We start from the raw sequence: 26,521 nt of genomic DNA, 5'->3' as shown, positions 1-26,521 counted from the left end.
AGTTTATGGTGTATGGAGAAGCTTTTCTTTCTCCTCATTCGTCCAGCTGACAGCCTTTCCGCTTTCCTTTGACACTTGAACCATGACAACGGCTCCGGTGAAGCAAGGCTCCCCTACGCTGTTTTCTCCGAGGTAATGCAAGGTGAGGGATGAACTGCCGACAGCGCTTGTTTTTACATAAATACGCAAGTCTTCATAAGGCATAACTTGGCGCATATAATCACATTGCTGACTGGCGACGACTGTCATGGTTTGCTTATGTTGTTTCATCATATTCAGATTTTTAAAATAAGATATCCTCGCTTCTTCAAAATAGATGAAAGGGATTACATTATTCATATGCCCAAACATATCTGTTTCAGAAAATCGTACAGATACTTCATTAAAAAAAGAAAAGGATTCTTTCCATTTTTGAAACGGCATGTCAATGTAAGCAGGAAGCTTCATTTCACTCATCTCCTTATTGTTAAAAAAACCTCTCCCATGCGGAAGAGGTTTTTTCATCTTATACTCTGTCGCTTCCGAAGAAATTGCGGAATGCTTGTAAGTTTGTATCCCTGTTTAGAGCAGCGATAGAAGTGGTAAGCGGAATGCCTTTCGGACAGGATTGAACGCAGTTTTGCGAGTTGCCGCAATCTGCAAGGCCTCCTTCATCCATCAGCGCTTCCAGCCGGTCGGATTTGTTCATGGCTCCTGTCGGATGGGCGTTAAACAGACGGACCTGAGACATCGGAGCAGGCCCCATGAATTTCGATTTGCTGTTTACATTCGGGCAGGCTTCCAGGCAGACACCGCACGTCATGCATTTTGATAATTCATATGCCCACTGGCGGCGTTTTTCCGGCATTCTCGGTCCCGGTCCTAAATCGTACGTGCCGTCGATCGGTATCCACGCTTTTACTTTTTTCAGAGAATTAAACATTCTGCTGCGGTCAACCTGCAGATCACGCACGACCGGAAATGTTTTCATCGGTTTTAAGCGGATCGGCTGTTCAAGCTGGTCAACAAGCGCCGTACAAGACTGGCGGGGCTTTCCGTTTATAACCATTGAACATGCGCCGCACACTTCTTCAAGACAGTTCATATCCCATGTGACAGGAGTTGTCTTTTCACCTTTCACGTTAACCGGATTCCGGCGGATTTCCATTAAAGCGGAAATGACGTTCAGGTTCGGGCGGTATGGTATTTCAAATTCTTCATCGTAAGGCGTGCTGTCGGGTGTATCTTGACGTGTGATAATAAATCGTATGGTCTTTTTCTCACTCATGATTATTTCGCCACCTTCTTCTTCGAGTAATCCCGTTTCCGAGGCGTTATCAGTGATACGTCGACATCCTGATACTCAAACTCAGGCGCTTCATATGGGCTTACATGTTTAGCCATTGTTGTTTTGAGCCATTCATCGTCATTACGCTCAGGGAAATCCGGTTTATAATGGGCGCCCCTGCTTTCATTACGGTTGTAAGCACCCAGTGTAATCACCCTGGCAAGCTGAAGCATGTTTGAAAGCTGGCGTGTAAACATAGCTCCCTGGTTGCTCCATTTTGTCGTGTCATTGATGTTAATCTTTTTATACCGCTCCATTAACTCCTGAATTTTGTCATCTGTTTTCAACAGCTTGTCGTTATGGCGGACAACCGTCACATTCGCCGTCATCCATTCCCCGAGCTCTCTATGGAGGACGTATGCATTTTCGTTTCCGTCCATATTCATGATCTCAGCCCATTTTTCTTCTTCTTTTTTCACGTGGGCATCGAATACCGATGAAGACATATCCTCTGCGGAAGATTCTAAGCCGTTTACATATTTAACCGCATTCGGTCCGGCTACCATTCCTCCGTAAATCGCGGAGAGCAGGGAGTTTGCTCCCAAGCGGTTGCCGCCGTGCATGGAGTAATCACATTCTCCAGCGGCAAACAGTCCCGGAATATTTGTCATTTGATCGTAGTCCACCCATAAGCCGCCCATTGAATAATGAACCGCAGGGAAGATTTTCATCGGAAGTTTGCGCGGGTCGTCTCCCATAAACTTCTCATAAATTTCAATGATGCCGCCGAGCTTAATGTCAAGCTCTTTTGGATCTTTATGAGACAGATCGAGATATACCATATTCTCGCCGTTGATGCCGAGTTTCTGATTCACACACACATCAAATATTTCGCGTGTCGCAATATCACGCGGCACCAAGTTTCCATATGCAGGATATTTCTCTTCAAGGAAATACCACGGCTTACCGTCTTTGTATGTCCATACACGTCCGCCTTCACCGCGTGCAGATTCACTCATCAACCTTAATTTATCATCCCCCGGTATGGCTGTCGGGTGGATCTGAATGAATTCTCCATTTGCATAATACGCTCCCTGCTGATAAACGATCGATGCAGCAGACCCTGTATTAATCATGGAGTTTGTGGATTTACCGAAAATGATTCCCGGTCCGCCTGTCGCCATAATGACAGCGTCAGAACGGAAGGATTCAATTTGCATGTTTGTCAGGTTTTGCGCGACAATTCCGCGGCAGGTTCTGTCATCATCTAATATAGCGCCAAGGAACTCCCAGCCTTCGTATTTTGTGACCAGACCGGCAACCTCGTATCTGCGCACTTGCTCGTCCAAAGCGTAAAGCAGCTGCTGGCCAGTCGTCGCACCTGCATAAGCTGTTCTGTGGTGCTGTGTACCCCCAAATCGGCGGAAATCAAGCAGCCCCTCAGGCGTCCGGTTAAACATGACGCCCATCCGGTCTAATAAGTGGATGATTGATGGCGCCGCTTCACACATCGCCTTAACCGGCGGCTGATTGGCAAGAAAGTCTCCCCCGTATACAGTATCGTCAAAATGTTCCCACGGAGAGTCGCCTTCCCCTTTTGTATTGACTGCTCCGTTGATGCCGCCTTGGGCACAAACCGAATGAGAACGTTTCACAGGAACGATGGAAAACAGCTTAACCGCCATTCCTGATTCCGCTGCTTTGATTGTCGCCATGAGGCCGGCAAGACCCCCGCCGACTACAATAATGCTTGTTTGACTCATGATAGCCCCTCTCCCTCTAGTAATCTAGTACTCTTATACAAATGCAAAAATCGCTTTTAAGCCTACGTATGACAGTGCAACAAAGATAATCAGCGTAACGTACGTCGAAATTCTTTGAGAACGTGGCGTTACAGTGATGCCCCACGTGACAGCAAAAGACCATAAACCGTTCGAGAAGTGGAAAATTGTCGATAAAACACCTACAATGTAAAAGCCCAGCATAGCCGGCGAGCTCAAGATATTCGCCATCATGTCGAAATTGACCTCAGCGCCCATCTGTGCAGCAATGCGGGTTTCCCACACATGCCAGCTCACAAAAATGAGAGTGATGATACCGGTTACACGCTGCAGGACGAAGAGCCAGTTTCGCATATAGCTATATTGTCCTGCGTTATTTTTCGCAGTAAACGCTATGTACACACCATAAACTGCATGATAAATTAAAGGTAAGAAGATAATAAAGATTTCTAGAGCATACCTGAAAGGCAGACTATCCATAAAATGAGCAGCATTATTGAATGCTTCCGCGCCCCTTGCGGCAAACTGGTTGACGACCAAATGCTGAATCAAAAAGATGCCGACCGGTATGACGCCAAGCAAGGAATGCAATCTTCGAAAATAAAACTCTCTGTTCCCAGACATTACTTTACCCCCTGTTTGATAAGTGCGAAATGTGCTAAATCTCTTCCCCCACTTCTTTCAATTGTAAGCACTTTATTAAGATTTATTGACAATTTCATTTTACTCCTACCACAAAAGGGCGTCAAGAAAACGCGTACATAAATTCTAATTTTCCGAATTGATTAGTTGATTCAAAAATTTTATTTTATCAATATATAATTCTTTCTTAATTTTTCATGAGAATTACAGGATCATTCTGTAATCCTCCCCCCTGTTTGGGCTATAATATACGAAGGAGAGAGGGGAGACAGATATGAAGTCTAAATATGAAGCATCAATACATAATCTAAAAGAAATTGAAATGAACGCCTATGCCTATGAACTGATACGAGAGATTGTTCTCCCAGACATGCTTGGCCAAGATTACTCTTCCATGATGTATTGGGCAGGGAAACATCTCGCCCGAAAGTTTCCTCTTGAATCATGGGAGGAATTTCCGGCTTTCTTTGAAGAAGCAGGCTGGGGAACCCTCACAAACGTTAGCGCAAAGAAACAGGAGCTGGAATTCGAGCTTGAAGGACAGATCATTTCCAATCGGCTCAAATATCAGAAAGAACCGTGCTTTCAGCTGGAAGCTGGCTTCATCGCCGAGCAAATTCAATTGATGAATGATCAGATTGCCGAATCATACGAACAAGTAAAAAAGAGAGCCGATAAAGTGGTTCTGACTGTCAAATGGGATATGAAAGACCCGGTGTAATGAAAAAGGCGGTGACTGCATGAGTCCCGCCTTTTTGGTTGTCATTACACAGCTGAAGGGTGTTTCGAGAGCTCGAATGCATCGTGCAGTGCTTCCACCGCTTTTACCATGTCATTTTCGCTCACTACTGTTGAAACTTTGATTTCAGATGTGCTGACCATTTTGATTAATATGTTTTTTTCCGCCAGTACAGCAAACATTTCAGCCGCTACACCAGGGTTTGATACCATGCCTGATCCGACAATGGATACTTTGGCCAATTTGCTTTCTGTCTCGATTTTTTCGAATTCCAGCGCATCTTTGTACTCTTCAAGTACGGCAACAGCCTGGTCCGCGTCTTCGGATTTAACTGAGAAGGAAATCCCGGTCTCATGGTCTCCCGCCTGCGTTTGGATAATGATATCCACGTTAATGTTTCTTTTTGCAAGAGTTGTAAAAATAGTAGACAAAGTGGTCAGGCCGCTTGTCAGCCCGTAGATGGTTACCCTTGTGATTTGATCTTCGAACGCGATGCCTCTGACGATAAGATTCTGCTCCATGGATGATTCCTCCTCAATTAATGTTCCCGCTTCTGTTTCTGTACTTGAACGCACTTCTAACGGCACTTGGTAATTTTTCGCAAATTCAACCGCTCTCGGATGAAGAACGCCGGCGCCTAAATTGGCAAGCTCCAGCATTTCATCGTAAGAGATGCCGGCAAGCTTTCTCGCTGATTTCACGTAGCGCGGATCGGTTGTAAACACGCCGGGCACGTCCGTATAAATATCACATTTATCCGCTTTTAATGCGGCAGCCAAAGCCACTGCTGTTGTGTCTGAACCGCCTCTGCCCAATGTCGTGATTTCACTGTCGTCTGTCATGCCTTGAAACCCTGCCACAACAACGACTTTTCCTTCCTGAAGCTGGCCTTCTAACACGGCTGTGTTCATCTCCGTAATTCTGGCGTTGCCATGGACGGCCTCCGTGCGGATCCCCGCCTGCCATCCTGTATAGGAAACGGCGTCATAGCCTTTTTCCTGCAGCGCCATGGAAAGCAAGGAAATGGTGACCTGCTCGCCTGTTGCCAGCAGCATATCCATTTCACGTTTGCTCGGCTGATCAGTGATGTCTTTTGCAAGGCTGACCAATGCGTCAGTGGATTTCCCCATAGCTGATACGACAACAACGACTTGATGGCCTTTCTGTTTTTCCGCAATGACGCGATTTGCTGCATTTTGAATTTTTTCGACTGAGCCGACGGAAGTACCTCCGAATTTTTGTACAATGAGACCCATGTATAACCACCCTTTACATTTTGGTTCGTGCGGGTGAGGAGAAAGAGTGCTTTGTCCACAATAAAAAAAGCAATGAGAGGAATTGCTCTCATTGCTTATCAATTAATCATCACGATGATTATGAACAACGAGATAGCCCTCCAAGAAAATGATTTCTTGACAGCCTTACATTTATTCAATGCACGGCCAGCAAATAATACCGATGGGGTTTTATTTACTTCGGCGACGCTCCCCTTTCAGCCTTTTTCTCAGAATCCATCTTTCTCCAAAGGCTTACTCTTGAAGTTCGCACCTCTATCTTCACCATATTACACGATCTAACTATGAAATTAGTTCACATTTTATCAGAACTTTTTCAAAAGGACAACATTATTTTTGCAATTTATCATAAAGCAGCTGTGCCGCCGCTGCGGGTACACCCGCTTTTTTGATGTCCTCGAGGCTTGCTTCCTTCATTTTTTTGACGGAACCGAAATGCTTTAACAGCATTTTCTTTCTTTTTTCTCCGATTCCGGGTATATCGTCTAGCACAGACTGGAACGCGCTTTTCCCGCGGATTTGCCTGTGGAAGCTGATCGCAAACCGGTGCACCTCATCCTGAATGCGCTGAAGCAGGTAAAATTCCTGGCTGTTTCGTTCAAGATAAACCGTCTCCAGCGGATCGCCGATTAATAAATTGGAGGTTCTGTGTTTATCATCCTTCGCCAAGCCGGCGATCGGGATATCCAAGCCCAGTTCGTTTTCTATGACGTCACGGGCCGCATTGATCTGGCCTTTCCCTCCGTCTATAATGATCAGGTCAGGCAGCGGCAGGTTTTCACGAAGCACTCTCGTATATCTTCGTCTGACAACCTCTCTCATTGAGCCGTAATCATCAGGCCCTGTGACAGTTTTGATTTTGTATTTGCGGTATTCCTTTTTGTATGGTTTGCCGTCGATGAACACAATCATCGCCGAAACCGGGTTTGTCCCTTGTATATTCGAGTTATCGAACGCCTCGATTCTGTGCGGGGTATAAATATTTAAGGCGTCTCCGAGTTTCTGCACAGCACCGATTGAACGCTCCTCGTCACGTTCGATTAAAGAGAATTTTTCTTTAAGCGCGATTTTTGCGTTTTTATGTGCCAGCATAAGCAATTCTTTCTTCGACCCTTTTTTCGGCTGATGGACGTTTGTTTCCAGCAGCTGCTCAATCATCGATTGATCGACGCTGTCCGGCACTAAAATCTCCTTCGGCAGAAAATGGTTGTTTTTTGAATAAAACTGCCCGATGAAGGTAAGGAACTCTTCATCTGCTTCCTGATAAAGCGGAAACATACTGACGTCACGTTCGATGAGCTTTCCTTGCCGTACAAAAAAGACCTGTACGCACATCCAGCCTTTATCATAAGCGTAAGCAAATACGTCACGGTCGACTAAGTCGTTCATCGTCATTTTTTGTTTTTCCATCGTTGATTCGATATGGGCAATTTGGTCACGAAGCTCCTTTGCCCGTTCAAATTCAAGGTTCTCAGCCGCCTCAAGCATTTTCTCTTCAAGCTCTTTTTTAACGTCGTTATAGCCGCCCTTTAAGAAACGGGTAATATTCTCAACCAGCTCTCTGTTTGTCTCTTCAGAAATGTCCTTTACACACGGAGCAAGACATTGTCCGAGGTGATAATAAAGACACACTCTGTCGGGGAGCTTTGAGCATTTTCTGAGAGGGTAGAGACGGTCGAGCAGCTTTTTCGTCTCCCTTGCGGCCTGCACATTCGGATAGGGTCCGAAATAGCGCCCTTTGTCTTTTTTGACATTGCGGGTGACAATCAGCCTTGGGTGGCGTTCATGGGTGAGTTTTATAAAAGGATAGGTTTTATCGTCTTTCAGCATGACGTTATATTTCGGATCATGCTTTTTGATCAAGTTCATTTCTAAAATGAGCGCTTCAAGATTGGAGGACGTCACGATATATTCAAAATCCTCGATTTCCGTCACAAGCCTCTGTGTTTTTGCGTCATGAGACCCGGTAAAGTAGGAGCGCACTCTGTTTTTCAGCACTTTTGCTTTTCCTACGTAGATCACTGTCTGCTGACGGTCCTTCATTAAATAACACCCGGGCTGATCGGGAAGGAGGGCGAGTTTTTCTTTCAGTTGTTTGTTCATATGTTACCCTTCCTTATATTTAGTCCTTTGTTTCCAGTTTAACACGAACAGGTGTTTTTCTCCATGGTTCACGATTGGCGAATAAAAAAAGCGATCCCTCAATTGGAATCGCTCTGGCATGTAAGCAGCCGAAAATTAAAGATGTTTGTTTACAAGCTCTTGAAGCGCTTCTTTCGGTTTGAAGCCTACAGATGTTTCAACAACTTCTCCATCTTTTAAAACAAGAAGTGTCGGGATGCTCATAACGCCGTATTTGCCTGCTGTTTCTTGGTTCTCATCTACATCAATTTTTACGATTTTCAGTTTGTCGCCCATTTCTTGATCTAATTCTTCAAGAACAGGTGCAATCATTTTACAAGGTCCGCACCAAGGAGCCCAGAAATCAGCAAGTACGACGCCTTCGCTTGTTTCAGCTGAGAAAGATTGATCAGTTGCTTTTACGATAGCCATTATTAAATTCCTCCAATTGTGAAATGATGATTTTTAGTATAGCATCTCCCATTCGTTCATGCTATTTAAATGCTTATTAATTATTTTTTCCTGATCACAATCGGTTTACTCATAGAATGGGTCATTAAAACACGAATCGGATAATCGCTCCGATCACCACGATTGCGCCGATGATCATTAAAATTGTACGAAGCATAGGACAACATCCCTTCTGTAACCGTCATATACTTTACCATGCCCTTTTGGAGCTGTTTCAAAACAAAAAAGAGCGCTGTCCTCTAGAGGATCGGCGCTCCTTTTTTTGGTTAAGAATCAGTCCGTAATGTGAGTAAGACAACTGCCATTGGCGGCAGCTTTGCTTTCAATTTGTTTTTATTTACAGAATAACGGCTGAACGATTCAGGTTTTACGTGCTCCGGATCATCAAACGTGTTATGGGCGTTCATCTTTTCAGCAGTCAGGATAGCACCGGAATGATCTACAGTCTTGTCAAGACCTCTCAGCTCGATCTCCACCTCTGCTTTATTTTGATGATCAATGTTACAGATGCTGACGTTTATATCGCCCTCAGCATTTCTTGATGCTGACACACTGATTTGAGGCAGCGTTTCTCCCTTCCATTCATAGTCAGCGGACGTTGTTTCAGTATCTAAAAGAGAGGCATCCTGATGTACCTTAAACATATCAAACACATGGTATGTCGGCGTTAATAGCATCCGTTCTCCCTCAGTCAGAATCATAGCTTGAAGAACGTTTACCGTCTGTGCGATGTTGGTCATTTGCACCCGGCGGCAATGCTGATGGAAAATGTGAAAGTGAGAAGCTGCGACCAGCGCGTCACGAATCGTGTTTTGCTGATATAAAAAGCCTGGGTTCGTTCCTGGCTCAGGGTCAAACCATGTGCCCCATTCGTCAATAATCAGTCCGACCCGCTGTTCCGGATCATATCGGTCCATAATTGTGCCGTGTTTTTCAATCAATTCATCAATGTATTTGGCCTTTTTCATCGTGATGAACCATTCGTCCTCTGTAAATTCTGTGGCCGATCCTTTGCCCTTCCAGAAATCTCCCGGAATCGTGTAGTAATGAAGGCTTAGCCCATCCATCAGGCCAGCGGCTTTTTTCATGAGCACGTCCGTCCAATGAAAATCATCGACGTTTGCACCGCCGGCAATTTTATAAATTTCATTGCCGCTGTAATTGCGGACATACGTTTGAAAACGGCGGTATAGATCGGCATAGTACTCAGGGTGCATGTTGCCGCCGCAGCCCCAATTTTCATTTCCCACTCCAAAATATTTCAGCTTCCAAGGCTCTTCTTTTCCGTTTTGTTTTCTCCAATCCGACATGGGCGTGCCTTCTTTAAAGGTCATATATTCGATCCAGTCGGCCATTTCCTGAACTGTTCCGCTTCCTACATTGCCGCAAATGTAAGGTTCGCACTCAAGCAGCTCGCACAGCATCATAAATTCATGTGTCCCGAATTCATTCGATTCAACTGTGCCGCCCCAGTGAGTATTGAGCATCGTCTTGCGGTCACCCACACCATTAGCCCAATGATATTCATCCGCAAAGCAGCCTCCCGGCCATCGGAGGACAGGAATACGCAGCTGTTTCAGCGCTTCTAACACATCTTTTCTTATACCGTTTATATGAGGAATGCTTGATTCCGTTCCGACCCAAATCCCTTCATAAATCCCTCTTCCTAAATGCTCAGCAAAATGACCGTATATATTTTTGTTGATCGTTCCTTTTACAATATCCGTTTGAATCACTGCTGTATGTTCAGACATGCTTGATCATTCCTTTCATACAAATATGAAAAGCACCACAGTCAAATACAGGATCTGTGTTTTGTCTGAGGAGCCAGCATGAATGTAAGCGCTTTTAAAGTAACCTTATTATATATGTCCGTACATGTCAACGACTTTTTTTATTAATAAATATTTGTACGTATGTATTCAAAAACCCCGAACTTTTGCAGTCCGGGGTTCCCTTTATGAGTGAATATTCAGCTGTTTGAATTCTTCAGTCAGTAATGGGACGACTTCAAATAAATCGCCTACAATACCGTAATCAGCTATTTTAAAAATATCGGCTTCAGGATCTTTATTGATGGCGACAATGACCTTGCTGTTGGACATACCCGCCAAATGCTGAATGGCACCGGAAATTCCGCAGGCGATATACAAATCGGGAGTGACAACTTTTCCGGTCTGTCCGATTTGAAGGGCATAGTCACAATAATCAGCGTCACACGCCCCGCGTGAAGCGCCGACTGCTGCGCCCAGCACCTCGGCAAGCTCCTGAAGCGGCTGAAAGCCTTCCTTGCTTTTTACACCGCGGCCGCCTGCAACAATGATTTTCGCTTCAGAGAGATCAACGCCGTCCGCTGTTTTTTTGACGATCTCTTGTATGACGGTACGGAGATCCGTAAGGGAAACTTCGATGCTTTCAATGCTGCCTGCCCGGCTGGCGTCTTTTTCTAACGCTTGAATGTTGTTTGGACGAATCGTCACAAGCGTCATCGGATCCGTTGAAATGACACGTTCAAATGCCTTCCCTGAGTAAATCGGTCTTGTGAAAACAATGTTCTCTCCGGTAACGCTTACATCTGTAGCGTCAGAAATCAATCCCGTTTGGAGCCGGGCTGCAAGCTTCGGTGACAGATCCTTCCCCATTGCAGTGTGTCCGCATACGACCGCATCAGGTTTTTCCTTTTCAATAATGGTTCGCATCACTTGGCTGTATCCGTCTGCCGTATATGCCTTGAGCTTTGGGTCCTCAGCTGTGAAAACTTTGTCTGCACCGTAGTGGATCAGCTCCTCTGTATGCTGTGATACGTTTTCTCCTATAAGAACACCGATCACTTCTCCATCACCTGAAATGGTTCTTCCAGCGGAGATTGCTTCAAAGGTGACATTTCGCAGTTCTCCGTCACGAATTTCTCCGAGTACGATCACTTTTTTTCCCATCCTAACATCCCCCTGTTTCTTTGAATGTGCAAACGCTAAATGACTTTCGCCTCGCTGCGGAGCAATGATACGAGCTCTTTTGCCTGTTCGGCAGGCTCACCCTGCAGAAGCTTCCCGGCTTCTTTTTTCGGCGGCAGAAAACGTTCAATTGTTTTCATTTTTGGTTCAGCATCTTCTTCATCCAAGTCCAGATCATCCAGTTCAAGCTCTTCAAGCGGTTTTTTCTTGGCTTTCATGATTCCCGGAAGCGATGGGTAGCGCGGTTCATTTAAGCCTTGCTGAGCTGTGACCAGCAAAGGAAGAGTCGTTTTGATTTTTTCAACATCCCCTTCAACGTCCCTTTCCGCTTCTGCGTCACTTCCATTGATGTCGAGTTTGGTGATCGTCGTAATGCACGGAATGTCCAAAAGCTCTGCCAGGCGAGGCGCCACTTGTCCTGAGCCTCCATCGATCGCGACATTTCCGCCGAGAATAAGGTCAAATTCCTGATCCTTCATATAGTGGTATAAAACTTGAGAAATGGAATACTGGTCGGGTTCTTCGAGATCATCTTCTATGTTGATTAAAACAGCTTGGTCACATCCCATGGCAAGCGCTGTACGCAGCTCCTTTTCCGCTTCTTCGCCGCCGACTGTAACAACGGTGATGGGGCCGCCGTGTTTTTCCTTCAGCTGAATGGCTTCTTCAATCGCGTATTCATCGTACGGATTGATAATCCATTCAGCCCCGTCATCCTGAATCTTCCCTGCGTCAATGACGATTTTTTCTTCTGTGTCAAACGTCCGTTTCATCAGTACAAATAGATTCATGATCATATCCCCTTTTATTCGCCTTTGAACTGAGGCTTTCTTTTTTCGAGAAATGCCTGAATGCCTTCCTTGGCGTCCTCCGACTCAAACGCTTCTCCAAAACGCTTTGCTTCAAGCTTTAAGCTGCCTTCATAGGAATACACCTTGTTTGTATAGAGAAGCTCAAGCAGAGACGCCATCGTTTGCGAACTTTTTTCTGCAAATTTACCAGCAAGCGTTTTCGCTTTTTCAAGCACTTCTGCTTCATCTTTTGCTCCGATTGTCACAAGTCCGAGGTCAAGCGCTTCTTTCCCCGATATCGGTTCTCCTGATCCAATGAGCTCCAATGCTTTTGCTGTACCAACATATCGCGGGAGCCGCTGTGTACCTGCAAAACCGGGAATAATGCCGAGGTTAAGCTCAGGAAGCCCCAGCTTGGCATCTTCTGCCGCAATTCTGATATGGCAGGCCATTGCAAGCTCCAGCCCGCCGCCGAGGGCAGCTCCGTGAATCGCTGCGATAATCGGTTTTGGAAAGCTCTCCATTCTCTCCATCAGCTGCTGGCCGCGTTCAGCCAGCATTGAGGAATCCTCACTGTTTCTCAGTGATGTAAATTCTTTGATATCAGCGCCTGCGGAGAAGAACCTTCCTTCCCCATGTATAATAATGCACCGCACGCCGGCATCTGTCTCACACTGATCAAGACAGGAGGACAGCTCTTCTAATATCCGGCTGGAAAGCGCGTTTGCCGGCGGATTGTGAATCGTCATAACTGCAACAAATTGATCAACTGCGAGTGATATTGCATTCATAGGACAGAACTCCTTTACTTATTGTGAATTCCGGATACCAGTAATTCTAAAACACTGTCTGACAAAGCTGCCAGATCATACTTTTGATCATTCATCACCCAGGTCGTCACGGTTTCGTCAATCGTTCCAAAAATCATTTGCCGGGCGAGGCGGACATCGAGGCCTTCTTTTAACTCGCCTGATTGTATTCCTTCCGTCAGAATGCCGTCTAAAATATTTAAGTAGCCTTTTAATATTTCATTAATTTTCTGCCGCAGCTCCAAATTGGATTGGCGGAGCTCAAGCTGAGTGACAATGGCAAGGTTATGGTCGCCCGCCAAAAGTGAGAAATGTTTTGAAATCACGAGCGCCAATTTCTCTTTTGCTGTTGCCTTTTCTTTTATGTCCTCTTCCATCCGCTCAATGAATTGGCCCATTTTTTCTTTAAACAGAGAAATTAAAATGTCTTCTTTATTTTTAAAATAAAGATAGATGGTGCCGTCCGCTACTCCGGCTTGTTTGGCGATTTTAGATACCTGTGACTGGTGGTAGCCGTTTTCCGCAATGACTTCAACTGCTGCATCAATAATCTGCATATACTTTGGCCGTTTTTGCTTCAATTTTCATCGTTCCTTCCTATAGAAATGAATGACTATTCATTCATATTTTTATGATAAGAAGGATTTTCCGGTTTGTCAAGTTTATTCATAAATGTTCTCTTTTTCTGGCTCTTTTTTCTGGCTCTATTTGTTACTTGATATGATGATTTTCGGTTTCTTCTTCAAGTAAACGCCTTCTTAAAATTTTCCCAACCGCTGTTTTCGGAAGCTCTTTTCTGAATTCATAAGCTCTCGGCACTTTATAGGGTGCGAGACGGGCTCTGGCGAAAGCGTCCAGTTCTGCTGCGTCGGCTTGTGCGCCTTTCTTTAACACGACAAACGCTTTTACCGTTTCCCCTCTGTACGAATCAGGCACGCCTGCAACGACAATTTCCTGAATCGCTTCATGTTCGTACAGCGCTTCTTCAACTTCACGCGGGTAAATATTATAGCCGCCTGCGATAATGATGTCCTTCTTCCTGTCGGCAATATAGAAAAACCCATCTTCATCCATATAGCCCATGTCTCCGGTGAAGAGCCATCCGTCCTTTAAGACAGCAGCCGTTTCCTCCGGCTTGTTCCAGTATCCCTTCATGACCTGCGGGCCTTTTACGACGATCTCACCATGCTCATACGGAGCGGCAAAATGGCCAGTCTCTTCAGAGTAAATGGCAGCGTCTGTATTAGGCCAGGGACAGCCAATACTGCCGGGTTTGTTTTTTCCCCAGATAAAATTTGCGTGTGTCACCGGAGATGCCTCGGATAAACCATATCCCTCCACAAGCTTTCCGCCAGTCACCTTTTCAAATTGCTGCTTCACCTCGACAGGGAGAGCCGCTGAGCCGCTGAGGCAGCTTTTAATAGATGACAGATCGTATTGCTGTAATTGGGGATGATGCAAGAGGCCAATGTAAATCGTCGGCGCGCCGGGAAACAGTGTCGGTTTTTGTTTATCGATGATTTTGAGCGTGTGCAGCGGATCGAACTTGGGAAGCAGGATCATTTCAAATCCCAGTTTAATCGAATAATTCATCACTGCTGTCAGCCCATAGACGTGAAAAAATGGGACAATGCCAAGCACTTTTTCATCGCCTTCCTTTACGTTGTACATCCAAGCCGCACACATTTCGGTATTGGCTAAAATATTTCTGTGCGTGAGCATGACTCCTTTGGGCGCTCCCGTCGTACCTCCAGTGTATTGCAGAACGGCGATATCATGCTCAGGGTCAATGTCCGGAATTGTGATCAGCTCTGTTTTTTCCCGCTTCATGCTCGAAGCAAAGGTATGAATATTGTCATTTTCATCATAGTCAATGTGCACTTTTTGTTTTTGCGTAAGCGGATAGAGAATATTTTTCGGAAACGGCAAATAGTCTTTTATACTCGTCACCAATATCTGATCTACAATTGATAACGTTTTCATTTTTATTGCCTTCGGGAAAAGCAAATCTAAGGTGATGATCATCCTGGCCTCTGCGTCTCTCAGCTGATATTCGAGCTCATGCTCGGTGTAGAGCGGGTTTGTCTGCACCACGATACCGCCGGCAAACAGCACCCCATAATAAGAAATGATGAATTGCGGACAGTTGGGCAGCATGACAGCCACTCTGTCTCCTTTTTGCAGGCCATTTTCCTGCAGAAAAGCTGCGAGTTTAAGAGCATCCGTCAACATGTCATGAAAGGTGAGTTTTTTTCCGAAAAAAGATACGGCTGTTTTGTCAGGGAATCGTGCGGCGGAGTCTGTCAGGATGGATTCCAGGGTTTGGTTCGGCAACGGAAGCTCATGCGGGATATCGTCGGGATACTCGGCAAGCCACGGCTTTTGAGACTGCATAAAACCTCCCCTTTCGATTTTAGCGTTCACCCTATTATTATAGCAGATGGACGGCAAAAAAAAGAAAAAGAAAGGAAAATCTTTCTTTTTCTCATCATACGAACAGATATATAAGACCAATCAACAAAAAGATTCCCGCCGCGGCGAGCAGTATTTTTGCAAGCTTTTCCATCTATTCTCCGTCCCCTTATATTCCGGCTGCCACAACAAATGAGAGCCCGACAGAAATGACAAATGAAATAAAGCCGACAGCCCGGTTATCATTTTCAATTTCTTGATCAATTTTAAACCGCGGTGTCAAAAACTCAAAAATGAAGTAGCTGATCAAAAGCATAACAAACCCGTACACACCCCAGCCGATCATTTGCAGCAGAGAATTGTGCTGAGAGATGGAGTGCTGGAACACATTTGCTATTCCTAAAATTTTCCCGCCGGTTGCCATTGCCACAGCGAGATTTCCATTTTGAATCTCTTCCCAGTTTTTATAAGCTGTCACCAGCTCAAACACAGTCAAAAAGAGGACGAGGCAGAGAACCGCGACACTGTAATACGCCGCGATTTCCACAAGCTCGTTTTCCCAAAAATCACTCATGGCCATACTCCCTTTTATTTTAATTCAACAATTGTAACGCCTGATCCTCCCTCACCAGCTTCACCGAAACGGGAGTTTTTAACGCTGCGGTGATTTTTCAGGAGATCCTGCACGCCTTTTCTTAAAGCGCCGGTACCTTTGCCGTGGATAATGGATACCCTTGGATATCCCGCTAACACCGCGTCATCCAAGTATTTTTCAACACGGCTGAGGGCATTTTCATAGCGCTCGCCGCGAAGATCAAGTTCAAGCGATACGTGGTAATCTTTGCCCTTAACCGCTGTAATGAGTTTTTCTTTTTTTGGTTCCGGAGCCGACTTGATAAATTCCAAGTCTTTTTCTTTCACTTTCATTTTTAAAATGCCGATTTGAACATTCCATTCATTGCCGCCGGTTTTTTCAAGCAATGTTCCTTTCTGCCCGAAAGTAAGGACTTTTACTTCATCCCCCGGCTTCAAGACGCGTTTTTGCGTTTTCGGTTTTTCCGGTTTATTGGACTTTTCAAAGGTCGGCATAGCGCCTTCTAACCGTTTCTTCGCGTTGATCAGCTCGTGATCCTTGAAGGATTTGTGTTCTTCTTTAATCGAGCGTAATTCGTGAATGATGTCTTCAGCTTCTTTTGTGGCCGCTTTAACTTTTTCAGCCGCCTGCTGTTCGGCCTCTTCCATCAATTTGTCTTTTTTGCTGTTGAGTTCAATGATTTGCTGCTGCAGCTCTTTATGCAGCTTTTCGGCTTCTTTTCTGAACGCCTCTGTTTCAGAAAGCTCTTCTTCCGCCCGTTTTTTGCTTCGTTCAAGAGACGCAATCATCGTATCGACCTCATTATGCTCGGCCGTCATTTCTGATTTCGCCTGCCCGATAATATGGTCCGGAAGACCGAGCCGTTTAGAAATTTCAAAGGCGTTGCTTCGTCCCGGCACACCGATTAAGAGCTTATAGGTTGGTGAAAGGGTCTCAATGTCAAATTCGACACTGGCGTTCATGACGCCTTCTCTGTTATAGCCATACGCCTTTAACTCCGGATAATGCGTCGTCGCTAATACTCTGGCATTGGTGCGGTGGACTTCATCCAGGATGCTCATGGCGAGTGCCGCGCCTTCTTGCGGGTCTGTACCTGCGCCCAGTTCATCAAAGAGCACCAGGCTGTTTTCGTTAACTTGTTTTAAAATGCCGACAATGTTCACCATATGGGAAGAAAATGTACTTAAGCTTTGCTCGATCGACTGTTCATCGCCGATATCAGCGAACACATGCTCAAATACAGCGGCTTCCGATCCTTCATCTGCCGGAATATGAAGACCCGATTGCGCCATTAAGGTCAACAGCCCCAGTGTTTTTAAAGTAACTGTTTTCCCCCCGGTATTCGGTCCTGTAATCACGATGGTTGAAAAATCGCCGCCCAGCTCGATGTCATTGGCGACCACCTGATCAGACGGAAGCAATGGATGGCGCGCTTTTTTCAGACGGACAAAGCCGCTGTCATTCATGGTCGGTTTTGTCGCTTTGACCGCTTTTGCGTATTTCGCTTTTGCAAAAATGAAGTCAAGCGTCTGCAGGACTTGCAAATCTTGAAAAAGCTCCTCTGTGTGCTCCGCCGTATGCTCTGTCAGCACGCGTAAAATCCGTTCAATTTCTTGTTTTTCTTTCACTTTCGCCTGCTGAAGCGAGTTGTTCATATCTACAATCGCCTGCGGTTCAATGAACAGGGTTGCGCCAGAAGAGGAGGTGTCATGCACAATGCCTCCGTAGCTTGATCTGTACTCTTGTTTGACCGGGATAACAAAGCGGTCATTTCGGATTGTAACAATCGTATCAGACAGCATTTTCGAAGCGGAGGAGGAACGCAGAATGGACTCTAACCGGTCTCTGATTCTCGATTCGAGCGTTCTGAGCTGCGTTCGGATTCCTCTTAACGTTTCTGACGCGTGATCAAGCACTTCGCCGTGATCATCTATGCAGGAATTCATTTCCCGTTCTAAATCGGGCAGTGTAATGAGCTGTTCAGTATATTGCTGCATCAGCGGAATGTCGACTCCGTCTTCAGCCATTTGTCCGAGAAAGTGTTTCATTTGTTTGACTGCGTAAAGCAGCCCTGATATTTCAGTGAATTCCGAGGGACTGAGAACGCTGCCGATTTCCGCCCGTCTTAATGCCCCTCTGATATCGGTAAGGCCGCCAAACGGCGCCTGGCCTCGCAGCCGGATGATCGCAGAGGCTTCATCTACCTCATCCAGCTGTTTTTTGATTTCGTCAATCGAAGCAGAAGGCTTTAGCTGGAGAAGCATTTCTTTTCCGAGCGATGAAGCGGCGTGCTCGATTACCTGTTCTTTCACTTTATGGAATTCAAGAGATGATAATACTTTTTGCTGCACGGTTGTGTGAGCCTCCTTACTTAATCGTTGCGCTTCAGGAATGCCTGTACGTCTTCAAGCGACCGGGCATTCAGGACGTTTTTCGTTTCCGTCCAGCCTTTGCGCGCGGCAGTGACGCCGGTTTTCATATCGTTTAACATCTCGATGTTATGGGCATCGGTATTAATGACCAATGCAACCCCTTGTTCATTTGCTTTAATTAAATGCTCTGTCCGCAGGTCGAGACGCGCAGGGTTAGAGTTGAGTTCAAGCGCCGTATTTGTTTTCTTCGCGAGCTCAATCAGTTTGTCGATATCGATTTCGTAACCGGCACGTCTGCCGATGAGGCGTCCGGTCGGATGGGCGATAATGTCAACATGTTTGTTGGTCAGTGCCGTCTCAAGCCGCTTCATAATGACGTGCTCCGGCTGATTAAAGCTTGAATGGATGGATGCAATGACCAGATCCATTTCCGCCAGCACATCGTCATCATAATCAAGTGTGCCGTCAGGAAGAATATCCATCTCAACGCCTTTAAAAATACGGAAGTTCTCAAACTCAGCATTCAGCGCGTCAATTTCTTTCGCCTGCTGCTTGAGCCTTTCAGCAGTCAGCCCGTTGGCGACCTTTAAATATTGCGAGTGATCAGTGATGGCCATGTACTGATAGCCTTTTTCCATGCATGCTTCAGCCATTTCCCTGATCGAAAAGGCGCCATCGCTCCATGTGGAGTGCATGTGAAGATCACCTTTGATTTGATCGTGCTCTATGAGTTCAATGCTGTCGCTGTAGGTTTCCACCTCTTGCCCGCTTTCACGGAGTTCCGGCGGGATCAGCGGCAAGCCGAAGTGTGCGTAAAATTCCCGTTCGCTCGGGAAGGTTTTGATTTCTCCTGTTTCAACCGTCTCGACGCCGTACTCACTGATCCGTTCACCGCGTTCTTTTGCAATTTGCCGCATTTTGATATTGTGGTCCTTTGATCCCGTAAAATGATGAAGAGTTGTCGGGAATTGTTCTTCCGTCACGAGACGGAAATCGACACTCATTTCATATTCAAAGGAAAGAATAACCGATACCTTCGTGTCCCCGCTGGCAATGACGCTTTTGATGTTTGGCAGCGCAAGCAGCTGCTCTCTTACTTCAGCGGGATGATCCGTCGCAATAATATAATCCAGATCTTTGACGGTTTCGCGTGCTCTGCGGAGACTTCCGGCACGGGAATATTTGATGATGTCTGTCAATTGAGAAAGATGCTCTTCAATTTCCCGCGCGACCCGGAGCGCATAGCCGATCGGAAAACGTTCAGGCTGTTTTCCGGCTTCTCCGAGCGCCTGTAATATTTTTTCTTCTGATTTCTTGCCGAATCCCGCAAGCCCTTGGACTTTCTGCTGTTCGCAGGCTTCCTTCAATGATTCTGCATCATATACGCCAAGCTCTTTATACAGCTTTGCGATTTTTTTGCCGCCGAGCCCCGGGAGCTTCAATAAAGGCACCAGCCCTTCCGGCACCTCCTGCTGCAGTGATTCGAGCGTACTTGACTTTCCTTCATCTATATATTCTTTTATGACGCTGTACGTGCCTTTTCCGATACCGGACAGTGACATCATGTCGTCCATTTCTGATAAACTGCGGTCGTCCTGTTCAAGGGCTGCCGCTGCTTTTCGGAATGCGGAAACTTTAAACGGGTTGTCCCCTTTCAGTTCCATGTAGACTGCAATGGTTTCCAGCAGCCGGATAATATCTTTTTTATGCATAGAATAACCCCCAGACGTTCACATATGTTTCCATCATACTTGAAAAAAACTTCTCCGGACAAGAGAAGTTTTTTATCCTCCGTATTGCGTCCAAAGCTCCTGTAAAAGCCCTGATAAATACGGTGTATGGTTGATCATGACATTTGCGAGAGACGATTGTCCCATCATTTGCTGTAAGCCGTCTATCGGAAGTACGGAAGCAACATACAGCAGCACAAATGTAAATAAATAGACTTCCAGAAAACCGAGAACGGCGCCAAGCATTTGGTTGATTTGTTTAATCACAGGAATGCCCGCTACAATACTTAGGAATGAGCCGATGATTCTCAGTAAGATTTTAGCGATAATAAATAGAACGACAAACGCAATCGCATTATAGTAGGCTGCTTCCAGATTTCCCGAGAAAAAAGAAAACGCCGGCTGTCCCGCTGAAAAATCGGGCGCGGGAATCCACTTCAAATGCGGTGCGACATTTTTATAGAATAAAGACGCAAACGCGATCGAAAGAATAAAGCTCGTCAAGCGGATAAACTGGAGGATAAAACCGCGTTTTAATCCCAGTAAAGTCCCCATCAGGAGCAAGATTAAGATGATGATATCTAGCATAGTTGTTCAATCCTTTTCTTTAAGCTGACGCTCCAGTTTTTCATATTGCTCTTTTAATTTCACATAGTCGTGCACCACATTTACCGCTGTCAGCACTGCAAGTTTATTTATATCAAGATATGGATTTTTTTGATTGATTTCTCTCATTTTATCATCAACAATTCCGGCCACATATCTCATATGGGCTCTGCTTTCTTCACCGATCATAGTGAAGTGCTGGCCGTAAATGTCAACGGTTGTTTTCGTTTTTTTGCCGTCAGACAACGTTTCTCCTCCATTCCGTGAGAATCCTAGTTCCTATCATAACACGTTTATTAAATGAATGGAAAGACGAGCCTCCCGCTGTTATGATACACTGGTAGATACAGCGAATCGTGTAAAAAAAGGAGATTATTACGTGTCCCATTCTGTGATAAAAGTACCAATGTCTGCTATTGACCAAATGAAAACAGCGTATAACAGTTCACTTACTGCATCTGTACCGCAGGGTGCCATTTTCCAGGCAAAACCGGCAGGCTGTACCATTACAGCTTATAAGTCAGGGAAGGTATTGTTTCAGGGCAAAAACGCAGAGGCAGAATCTGCCCGCTGGGGAACTGCTGAGCCGCAGGATAAGAAGAAAACGGCAAAAAAGCCGGCTGATTCACGCTACGCCCCTCCAACAGACATCGCAGGCATGTCTGTCATCGGCTCTGACGAGGTCGGAACCGGAGATTACTTTGGCCCAATGACGGTTGTGTGCGCATACGTTGACAAAACAAAGCTTCTTTTAATGAAGGAACTCGGTGTGAAGGATTCTAAGCACCTAAAGGATCCGCAAATCATTGAGATCGCCCGAAGCCTGATCAAAACCATTCCGTACAGCCTGCTCGTTTTAAAAAACGAAAAGTACAACAGCATGCAGGAACGAGGCATGAGTCAGGGAAAAATGAAAGCTCTCTTGCATAATCAGGCCATAACCCATCTTTTACGAAAAATGGACGGAGTAAAGCCTGAGGCGATTCTGATCGACCAATTCGCCGAGCCCGGCGTCTACTACAACCATTTAAAGGGAAGAGACATTGTGCAGGAGCGCACCTATTTCAGCACAAAAGCCGAAGGCATTCACCTGTCAGTGGCTGCTGCATCGATTATTGCGAGATATTCCTTTTTAATGGAAATGGATAAACTTTCGCGCGAAGCGGGAATGACACTGCCGAAAGGGGCCGGCCCTCATGTAGATGAAGCGGCCGCTAAACTGATCATCAAAAAAGGGGCATCCGCTCTCCGAACCTTTACAAAACTCCATTTTGCCAATACGCAGAAAGCACAGCGCCTGGCGGATAAAAAACGTTCATAGAAAAAAGCTTGCAGAGAATATCTGCAAGCTTTTTTATTAGCCTCTCAATACGGCCTGATAAGTGTTTTCTAACGCTTTCAGCACTTTGTCGTGCGCTTTTGCCACTTCTTCTTCAGTCAGCGTTTGCTCCGGGTTTACATATTGGAGTGAGAAAGCGACTGACTTTTTGCCTTCCTCCATATGCTCGCCTTCGTAGACGTCAAAGACGGTTACTTCTTTCAGAAGCTTGCCGCCCGCCTCTTTAATGACGCTCTCGAGCTGGCCGCTTGTCACTGATTGATCTGTCACAAGCGCGATATCACGTGTCACAGACGGATATTTCGGAATCGCCGTGTACACGAGCGGAGCCGTGTCTGCTGTGAGCAGCGTGTGAAGATCAAGTTCGAACACGTACGTTTCTTTTATATCCAGTTCTTTTTCCAGTGAAGGATGGACTTGGCCAATAAAGCCGATAAGAGAGCCGTTTAAAAGAATGTTCGCAGTTCTGCCCGGGTGCAGCTGTTTTCTTTCTGATTGCACAAATTCAATGCTGTCCAGGACGTTCAGTTTATCTAACAGCCCTTCAACAATTCCTTTTGCGACAAAGAAATCGACCGGCTTTTTCTCGCCCTGCCATAAATGCTTGCGCCATAAACCGGTTACCGCACCTGCCACGCGCTCCGTTTCAACAGGTTTTGTATCCTCTTCCTTCGTCAGGAAAACGGAACCGACTTCGTACAATGCGACCGAATCAGTTTGTCTTGCCAGATTGTAAGAAACGGACTCGAGCAGATTCGGAACAAGGCTGTGTCTGAGAATGCTTCTTTCTTCACTCATCGGAAGCGCAAGGACAGTGTTAAACGATTTTTCAATCGCAAATGCCGCCGCTTTTTTCTCGTTTGTTAATGAGTAGGTAATCGCTTGTGATAAGCCGGCTCCTTCAAGGAAACGTCTGACTTTACGGCGTTTTGCCTGGTAAGGCGTCAATCCGCCTGTTGTTCCCGCTGTTTTAGGAAGTGTGGACGGAATGTTGTCGTAGCCGTACAATCTTGCCGCTTCTTCAACCAAATCCTCTTCGATTCGAATGTCACCGCGGCGTGACGGAACAGTCACAACGAGCAAGTCATTTGCTTCTCCGACAGTAAAGCCAAGACGCTTATAAATGCTGATCAGTTCTTCTTTGCTGATCGTCATGCCGAGAACACTGTTCACCTTTTCAGCCGATACATGAACGTTGTTCGCTTCGATTGTGAGATGGTCTTCTTCAACAGTTCCGGCAAGCACTTCACCGCCGGCATACAGGTGGATCAGCTGTGCCGCGCGTTCTGCCGCAAGACGCACACGCGCAGGATCAATGCCTTTTTCGAATCTTGCACTCGATTCACTTCTCAAACCAAGATCTTTTGAAGCCTTGCGAACCGTCTGCCCGTTGAAGAACGCAGCTTCAAGCAAAATCGTAGTTGTGTCTTCCCGGACTTCTGATTCTGCTCCTCCCATAACACCAGCAACGGCTTGTGCTTTCGACCCGTTTGTAATGACAAGGTGATCTGCAGACAGTTTTCGTTCTTGATCGTCAAGTGTTAAGATTGTTTCATTTTCAACAGCTTTTCTGACTACGACTTCCTTAGAGCCGAATCTGTCATAATCAAACGCGTGGAGCGGCTGTCCATACTCCAATAAAACAAAGTTTGTAATATCCACGACGTTGTTGTGCGGGCGAATGCCTGCGTTCATCAGTTTCGTCTGCATCCAAAGCGGTGACGGAGCAATTTTTACGTTTTTAATGATTTTTGCCGCATACAGCGGATTTGCTTCCCGGTCTTCAACTTTGACAGAAATGTAGTCTGACGCTTGTTCTGAAGCGACTGGGTAATCCGTTTGCGGAAGCTTTACCTCTGTGTCTAAAATCGCTGCGACCTCATAAGCAACACCAAGCATGTTCATCGCATCGGCGCGGTTCGGTGTTAAACCGAGCTCTAAGACAGCATCGTCAAGCTGTAAAGCAGCTAACGCATCACTTCCTGCTTCAACCTCATTTGGGAAAACGAAAATGCCTTCCGCATATTCCTTCGCCACAAGCTTGCTCTCAATACCGAGCTCTTGTAAAGAACAAATCATGCCGTTTGATTCTTCACCGCGAAGCTTGGCTTTTTTGATTTTGAAATTGCCCGGCAGCACCGCTCCGACTGTAGCGACTGCAACTTTTTGCCCTTTATCCACGTTTGGCGCGCCGCAAATGATTTGTACGGGTGCCTCAGCTCCGATATCTACAAGGCACTTATTCAGCTTATCGGCGTTTGGATGCTGTTCGCGCTCCAGCACATGGCCGATGACAACGCCTTTAATGCCTTCTCCTTTATACTCAATTCCTTCAACTTCAATACCGGCTCTTGTTATTTTCTCAGCAAGAACAGCCGGATCCATGCCTTTTAAATCAACATAATCCTCTAACCATTTATAAGAAACAAACATTCTAGCATCCTCCTCTTACGCCTGTTTAAACTGCGAAATAAATCTGACATCGTTTGTGTAGAAGTGGCGGATATCATCGATGCCGTATTTCAGCATCGCGATGCGCTCAACACCCATTCCAAACGCAAAGCCCTGATATTCCTTCGGATCAAAGCCGGCCATTTCCAGCACATTCGGGTGAACCATGCCGGCGCCGAGGATTTCAATCCAGCCTGTTCCTTTACATACAGAGCAGCCGTTTCCTCCGCACTTAAAGCACGTTACGTCTACTTCCACTGAAGGCTCGGTAAACGGGAAGAAGCTTGGGCGAAGTCTGATTTCACGGTCTTGCCCGAACATTTTTTTCGCAACCAGTTCAAGGGTTCCTTTTAAATCACTCATGCTGATGTTTTTATCAACAACAAGCCCTTCAATCTGCATAAATTGGTGAGAGTGCGTCGCGTCATCATTATCGCGGCGGTATACTTTTCCAGGGCAAATGATTTTAACAGGCCCTTTGCCTTTGTGCTTTTCCATCGTCCGCGTCTGAACAGGAGAGGTTTGCGTTCTCATCAGCATTTCCTCTGTGATGTAAAAGCTGTCCTGCATATCGCGGGCAGGGTGTTCTTTCGGCAGATTAAGCGCTTCGAAGTTGTAGTAGTCCGTCTCGACCTCAGGGCCTTCTTCAACCGTATAACCCATGCCGATAAATAGATCTTCAATTTCTTCAATGACAACAGTGAGCGGATGGCGTCCGCCGATTGCGACAGGATTACCCGGGAGTGTGACGTCAATTGTCTGTCCCGCAAGCTTCTGTTTCATTTCTTCTTCCTCAAGCTTTTCGTTTTTAGCTGCAATCGCATTGGCGATTCGTTCTCTTACCTCATTGGCAAGAGCGCCCATTTTCGGACGCTCCTCCGCAGAAAGCTTGCCCATTCCGCGCAGCACTTCTGTGATCGGCCCTTTTTTTCCGAGATATTGAACCCGAATATCATTGACAACCTTCAATGAGCTTGCCGCTTCTACTTGATCTAAAGCTTCTTGTTCCAGCTGTTTTAGCTTTTCTTCCATTTTGCATCCTCCTTTTATGTAAACAAACCGTTATATGTCTTTGGAAAACAAAAAAACCCGCCCCTTATAGGACAAGGGACGAGTTGTGGCCGCGGTACCACCCTTATTTCAGACAGACTGATGCTGTCGTCAGCTTCATTGACATAACGGAATCAGATTCCGGTTCACCTTTACGCGCAAGGTGCGCGGTCCCGGTGACAACTCGAGAGGTGAAACCAATTTCCGGCTGCTTTAAAAATGCTCTCAGTCTGCGGCATTTTCTCCCTGGAAGGCAGTTGATCAGAAATCGAGATCCTCTGTCACGGTTTTTCAAATATTATGTTCTATTATAGTGAAATACTCTGCTCGGCGCAACACTATCCTCGCAAGTGGTACATCAGGATAGCCGCCGCAATTGCAACGTTCAGTGATTCAGCCTGCCCGTACAGCGGGACGTACAGGTTCAAATCTGTTTTTTCCAGCAATCCGGCATCCACTCCTGCCCCTTCATTGCCGACGATTAAAGCAAATGAACCCGATGGTGAAATGTCCTGGTAAGGCGCCCCGTTTTGCAGTGCTGTGCCGTACACTTTTACGCCCTCTGCTTTTAATTCATCCACGTATGATTGTAAATTTCTTCTCACAACAGGAATGTGAAAATGGGAGCCTTGCGCGGATCGCAGCGTTTTTCCGTTAAACGCATCCGCCGTGCCGTCACCGAGCACAACCGCATCCAAACCGGCTGCGTCCGCCGTGCGAATCATCGTGCCGAGATTCCCCGGATCTTGAACAGCGTCAATCAGCAGCACACGTTTAGGCGGCGCGAGATGTTCTTCCGGCATATGGCAAACAGCGGCGATCCGCTGCGGTGTTTCCGTTTCTGTAACAGCTGAAAACGCGTCTTCGCTCAGCACGTAGCACTGGATGCCCATATCAAGATTCGGCGGGATGTCCGCTTCATCCTTGACAAGAATTTCTTTCACCGCGCCCGGGCTCTTCAAGGCTTCTTCAACAAGATGTTCTCCTTCAATCAAATAGGTATTCGTTTTTGTTCGTTCTTTTTTTGTGTGAAGTTTTTTCCAATCCTTCACTTTTTGGTTTTTTGCCGATTCTATTTGTTTCACTGTCTGTGTGG

The 26,521-nt window shown here is 46.0% G+C and carries 24 protein-coding genes and 1 riboswitch; of the genes, 3 read left to right on the top strand and 21 right to left on the bottom strand.

What is annotated here, in order from left to right:
* Window positions 1-3: 3 nt before the first annotated feature.
* From LNN34_RS01325 to sdhC, 4 genes are read right to left on the bottom strand one after another with little or no spacing between them, the layout of a single operon-like run.
* Window positions 4-447, bottom strand: coding sequence for an acyl-CoA thioesterase (locus LNN34_RS01325; protein WP_229042576.1), 444 nt, complete (start codon window positions 445-447; stop codon window positions 4-6).
* Between the two features lie 58 nt (window positions 448-505).
* On the bottom strand, window positions 506-1,267 hold the full coding sequence (sdhB, locus tag LNN34_RS01320) for a succinate dehydrogenase iron-sulfur subunit (RefSeq protein WP_024122397.1): 762 nt from the start codon (window positions 1,265-1,267) through the stop codon (window positions 506-508).
* A 2-nt stretch (window positions 1,268-1,269) separates the two neighbouring features.
* Window positions 1,270-3,030 (bottom strand): succinate dehydrogenase flavoprotein subunit, encoded by a 1,761-nt coding sequence (gene sdhA / locus LNN34_RS01315; protein ID WP_229042574.1) that lies wholly within the window; start codon window positions 3,028-3,030, stop codon window positions 1,270-1,272.
* 33 nt (window positions 3,031-3,063) lie between these two features.
* Entirely contained in the window at window positions 3,064-3,672 is a 609-nt protein-coding gene (gene sdhC / locus LNN34_RS01310; protein WP_003237652.1) for a succinate dehydrogenase cytochrome B558, read from the bottom strand.
* Between the two features lie 292 nt (window positions 3,673-3,964).
* Here sdhC and LNN34_RS01305 point away from each other — a divergent pair, with 292 nt between their 5' ends.
* The gene (locus tag LNN34_RS01305; protein WP_010335208.1) at window positions 3,965-4,411 is read left to right on the top strand and encodes a YslB family protein; all 447 of its coding nucleotides are present in this window, start codon (window positions 3,965-3,967) and stop codon (window positions 4,409-4,411) included.
* A gap of 44 nt (window positions 4,412-4,455) precedes the next feature.
* Here the strand turns inward: LNN34_RS01305 and LNN34_RS01300 are convergent, their stop codons facing one another.
* The 14 genes from LNN34_RS01300 to zapA all read right to left on the bottom strand — a co-directional run bounded on the left by LNN34_RS01300 (window position 4,456) and on the right by zapA (window position 20,831).
* Window positions 4,456-5,685 (bottom strand): aspartate kinase, encoded by a 1,230-nt coding sequence (locus LNN34_RS01300; RefSeq protein WP_044154028.1) that lies wholly within the window; start codon window positions 5,683-5,685, stop codon window positions 4,456-4,458.
* Between the two features lie 125 nt (window positions 5,686-5,810).
* A riboswitch (Lysine riboswitch) is annotated at window positions 5,811-5,990 on the bottom strand.
* A 64-nt stretch (window positions 5,991-6,054) separates the two neighbouring features.
* Entirely contained in the window at window positions 6,055-7,827 is a 1,773-nt protein-coding gene (gene uvrC, locus LNN34_RS01290; RefSeq protein WP_024122401.1) for an excinuclease ABC subunit UvrC, read from the bottom strand.
* Between the two features lie 135 nt (window positions 7,828-7,962).
* A complete protein-coding gene (trxA, locus tag LNN34_RS01285; protein ID WP_003222500.1) occupies window positions 7,963-8,277 on the bottom strand; it encodes a thioredoxin in 315 nt (104 codons plus the stop codon).
* Between the two features lie 305 nt (window positions 8,278-8,582).
* Complete coding sequence (locus LNN34_RS01280) at window positions 8,583-10,070, bottom strand: alpha-N-arabinofuranosidase (RefSeq protein WP_229042570.1); 1,488 nt, start codon at window positions 10,068-10,070, stop codon at window positions 8,583-8,585.
* A 204-nt stretch (window positions 10,071-10,274) separates the two neighbouring features.
* A complete protein-coding gene (locus LNN34_RS01275) occupies window positions 10,275-11,252 on the bottom strand; it encodes an electron transfer flavoprotein subunit alpha/FixB family protein (protein WP_229042568.1) in 978 nt (325 codons plus the stop codon).
* Between the two features lie 35 nt (window positions 11,253-11,287).
* On the bottom strand, window positions 11,288-12,061 hold the full coding sequence (gene etfB / locus LNN34_RS01270; protein WP_229042566.1) for an electron transfer flavoprotein subunit beta/FixA family protein: 774 nt from the start codon (window positions 12,059-12,061) through the stop codon (window positions 11,288-11,290).
* A gap of 14 nt (window positions 12,062-12,075) precedes the next feature.
* Window positions 12,076-12,852 carry an enoyl-CoA hydratase gene (locus LNN34_RS01265; protein WP_229042564.1) on the bottom strand — a complete coding sequence of 259 codons (777 nt, stop codon included), beginning with the start codon at window positions 12,850-12,852 and terminating at the stop codon, window positions 12,076-12,078.
* A gap of 14 nt (window positions 12,853-12,866) precedes the next feature.
* Window positions 12,867-13,451 (bottom strand): fatty acid metabolism transcriptional regulator FadR, encoded by a 585-nt coding sequence (gene fadR / locus LNN34_RS01260; protein ID WP_014477593.1) that lies wholly within the window; start codon window positions 13,449-13,451, stop codon window positions 12,867-12,869.
* A 130-nt stretch (window positions 13,452-13,581) separates the two neighbouring features.
* Window positions 13,582-15,264, bottom strand: a complete 1,683-nt coding sequence (locus tag LNN34_RS01255) for an AMP-binding protein (RefSeq protein ID WP_229042562.1) — start codon at window positions 15,262-15,264, stop codon at window positions 13,582-13,584.
* Window positions 15,265-15,451: 187 nt separating this feature from the next.
* A complete protein-coding gene (locus LNN34_RS01250; RefSeq protein WP_010335217.1) occupies window positions 15,452-15,856 on the bottom strand; it encodes a DUF350 domain-containing protein in 405 nt (134 codons plus the stop codon).
* Window positions 15,857-15,870: 14 nt separating this feature from the next.
* The gene (locus tag LNN34_RS01245) at window positions 15,871-18,228 is read right to left on the bottom strand and encodes an endonuclease MutS2 (protein WP_044154012.1); all 2,358 of its coding nucleotides are present in this window, start codon (window positions 18,226-18,228) and stop codon (window positions 15,871-15,873) included.
* A 20-nt stretch (window positions 18,229-18,248) separates the two neighbouring features.
* Complete coding sequence (gene polX / locus LNN34_RS01240) at window positions 18,249-19,961, bottom strand: DNA polymerase/3'-5' exonuclease PolX (RefSeq protein ID WP_229042561.1); 1,713 nt, start codon at window positions 19,959-19,961, stop codon at window positions 18,249-18,251.
* Between the two features lie 72 nt (window positions 19,962-20,033).
* Window positions 20,034-20,567 (bottom strand): CvpA family protein, encoded by a 534-nt coding sequence (locus LNN34_RS01235; RefSeq protein ID WP_024122409.1) that lies wholly within the window; start codon window positions 20,565-20,567, stop codon window positions 20,034-20,036.
* A 6-nt stretch (window positions 20,568-20,573) separates the two neighbouring features.
* A complete protein-coding gene (gene zapA, locus LNN34_RS01230; RefSeq protein ID WP_024122410.1) occupies window positions 20,574-20,831 on the bottom strand; it encodes a cell division protein ZapA in 258 nt (85 codons plus the stop codon).
* Between the two features lie 133 nt (window positions 20,832-20,964).
* Between zapA and rnhC the strand changes: the two genes are divergently transcribed.
* Window positions 20,965-21,906, top strand: coding sequence for a ribonuclease HIII (gene rnhC / locus LNN34_RS01225; protein WP_044154008.1), 942 nt, complete (start codon window positions 20,965-20,967; stop codon window positions 21,904-21,906).
* 36 nt (window positions 21,907-21,942) lie between these two features.
* Here rnhC and pheT read toward each other — a convergent pair whose 3' ends face one another.
* Both pheT and pheS read right to left on the bottom strand, forming a co-directional pair.
* Window positions 21,943-24,357: a phenylalanine--tRNA ligase subunit beta gene (pheT, locus tag LNN34_RS01220; RefSeq protein ID WP_202657557.1), complete on the bottom strand. Its 2,415-nt coding sequence runs from the start codon at window positions 24,355-24,357 to the stop codon at window positions 21,943-21,945.
* 15 nt (window positions 24,358-24,372) lie between these two features.
* On the bottom strand, window positions 24,373-25,407 hold the full coding sequence (gene pheS / locus LNN34_RS01215; RefSeq protein WP_059335559.1) for a phenylalanine--tRNA ligase subunit alpha: 1,035 nt from the start codon (window positions 25,405-25,407) through the stop codon (window positions 24,373-24,375).
* Window positions 25,408-25,490: 83 nt separating this feature from the next.
* Here pheS and LNN34_RS01210 point away from each other — a divergent pair, with 83 nt between their 5' ends.
* Window positions 25,491-25,739: a hypothetical protein gene (locus LNN34_RS01210; protein ID WP_081638352.1), complete on the top strand. Its 249-nt coding sequence runs from the start codon at window positions 25,491-25,493 to the stop codon at window positions 25,737-25,739.
* 24 nt (window positions 25,740-25,763) lie between these two features.
* Here LNN34_RS01210 and LNN34_RS01205 read toward each other — a convergent pair whose 3' ends face one another.
* Entirely contained in the window at window positions 25,764-26,510 is a 747-nt protein-coding gene (locus LNN34_RS01205; RefSeq protein WP_101863464.1) for a TrmH family RNA methyltransferase, read from the bottom strand.
* Window positions 26,511-26,521 lie beyond the last annotated feature (11 nt).

Origin of the sequence: Bacillus sp. AF23 (genome assembly GCF_020861455.1) — a bacterium.
GTDB lineage: Bacteria > Bacillota > Bacilli > Bacillales > Bacillaceae > Bacillus > Bacillus halotolerans.
The sequence above is the reverse complement of the archived record's forward strand: the minus strand, read 5'-3'. Positions and strand labels throughout refer to the sequence as shown.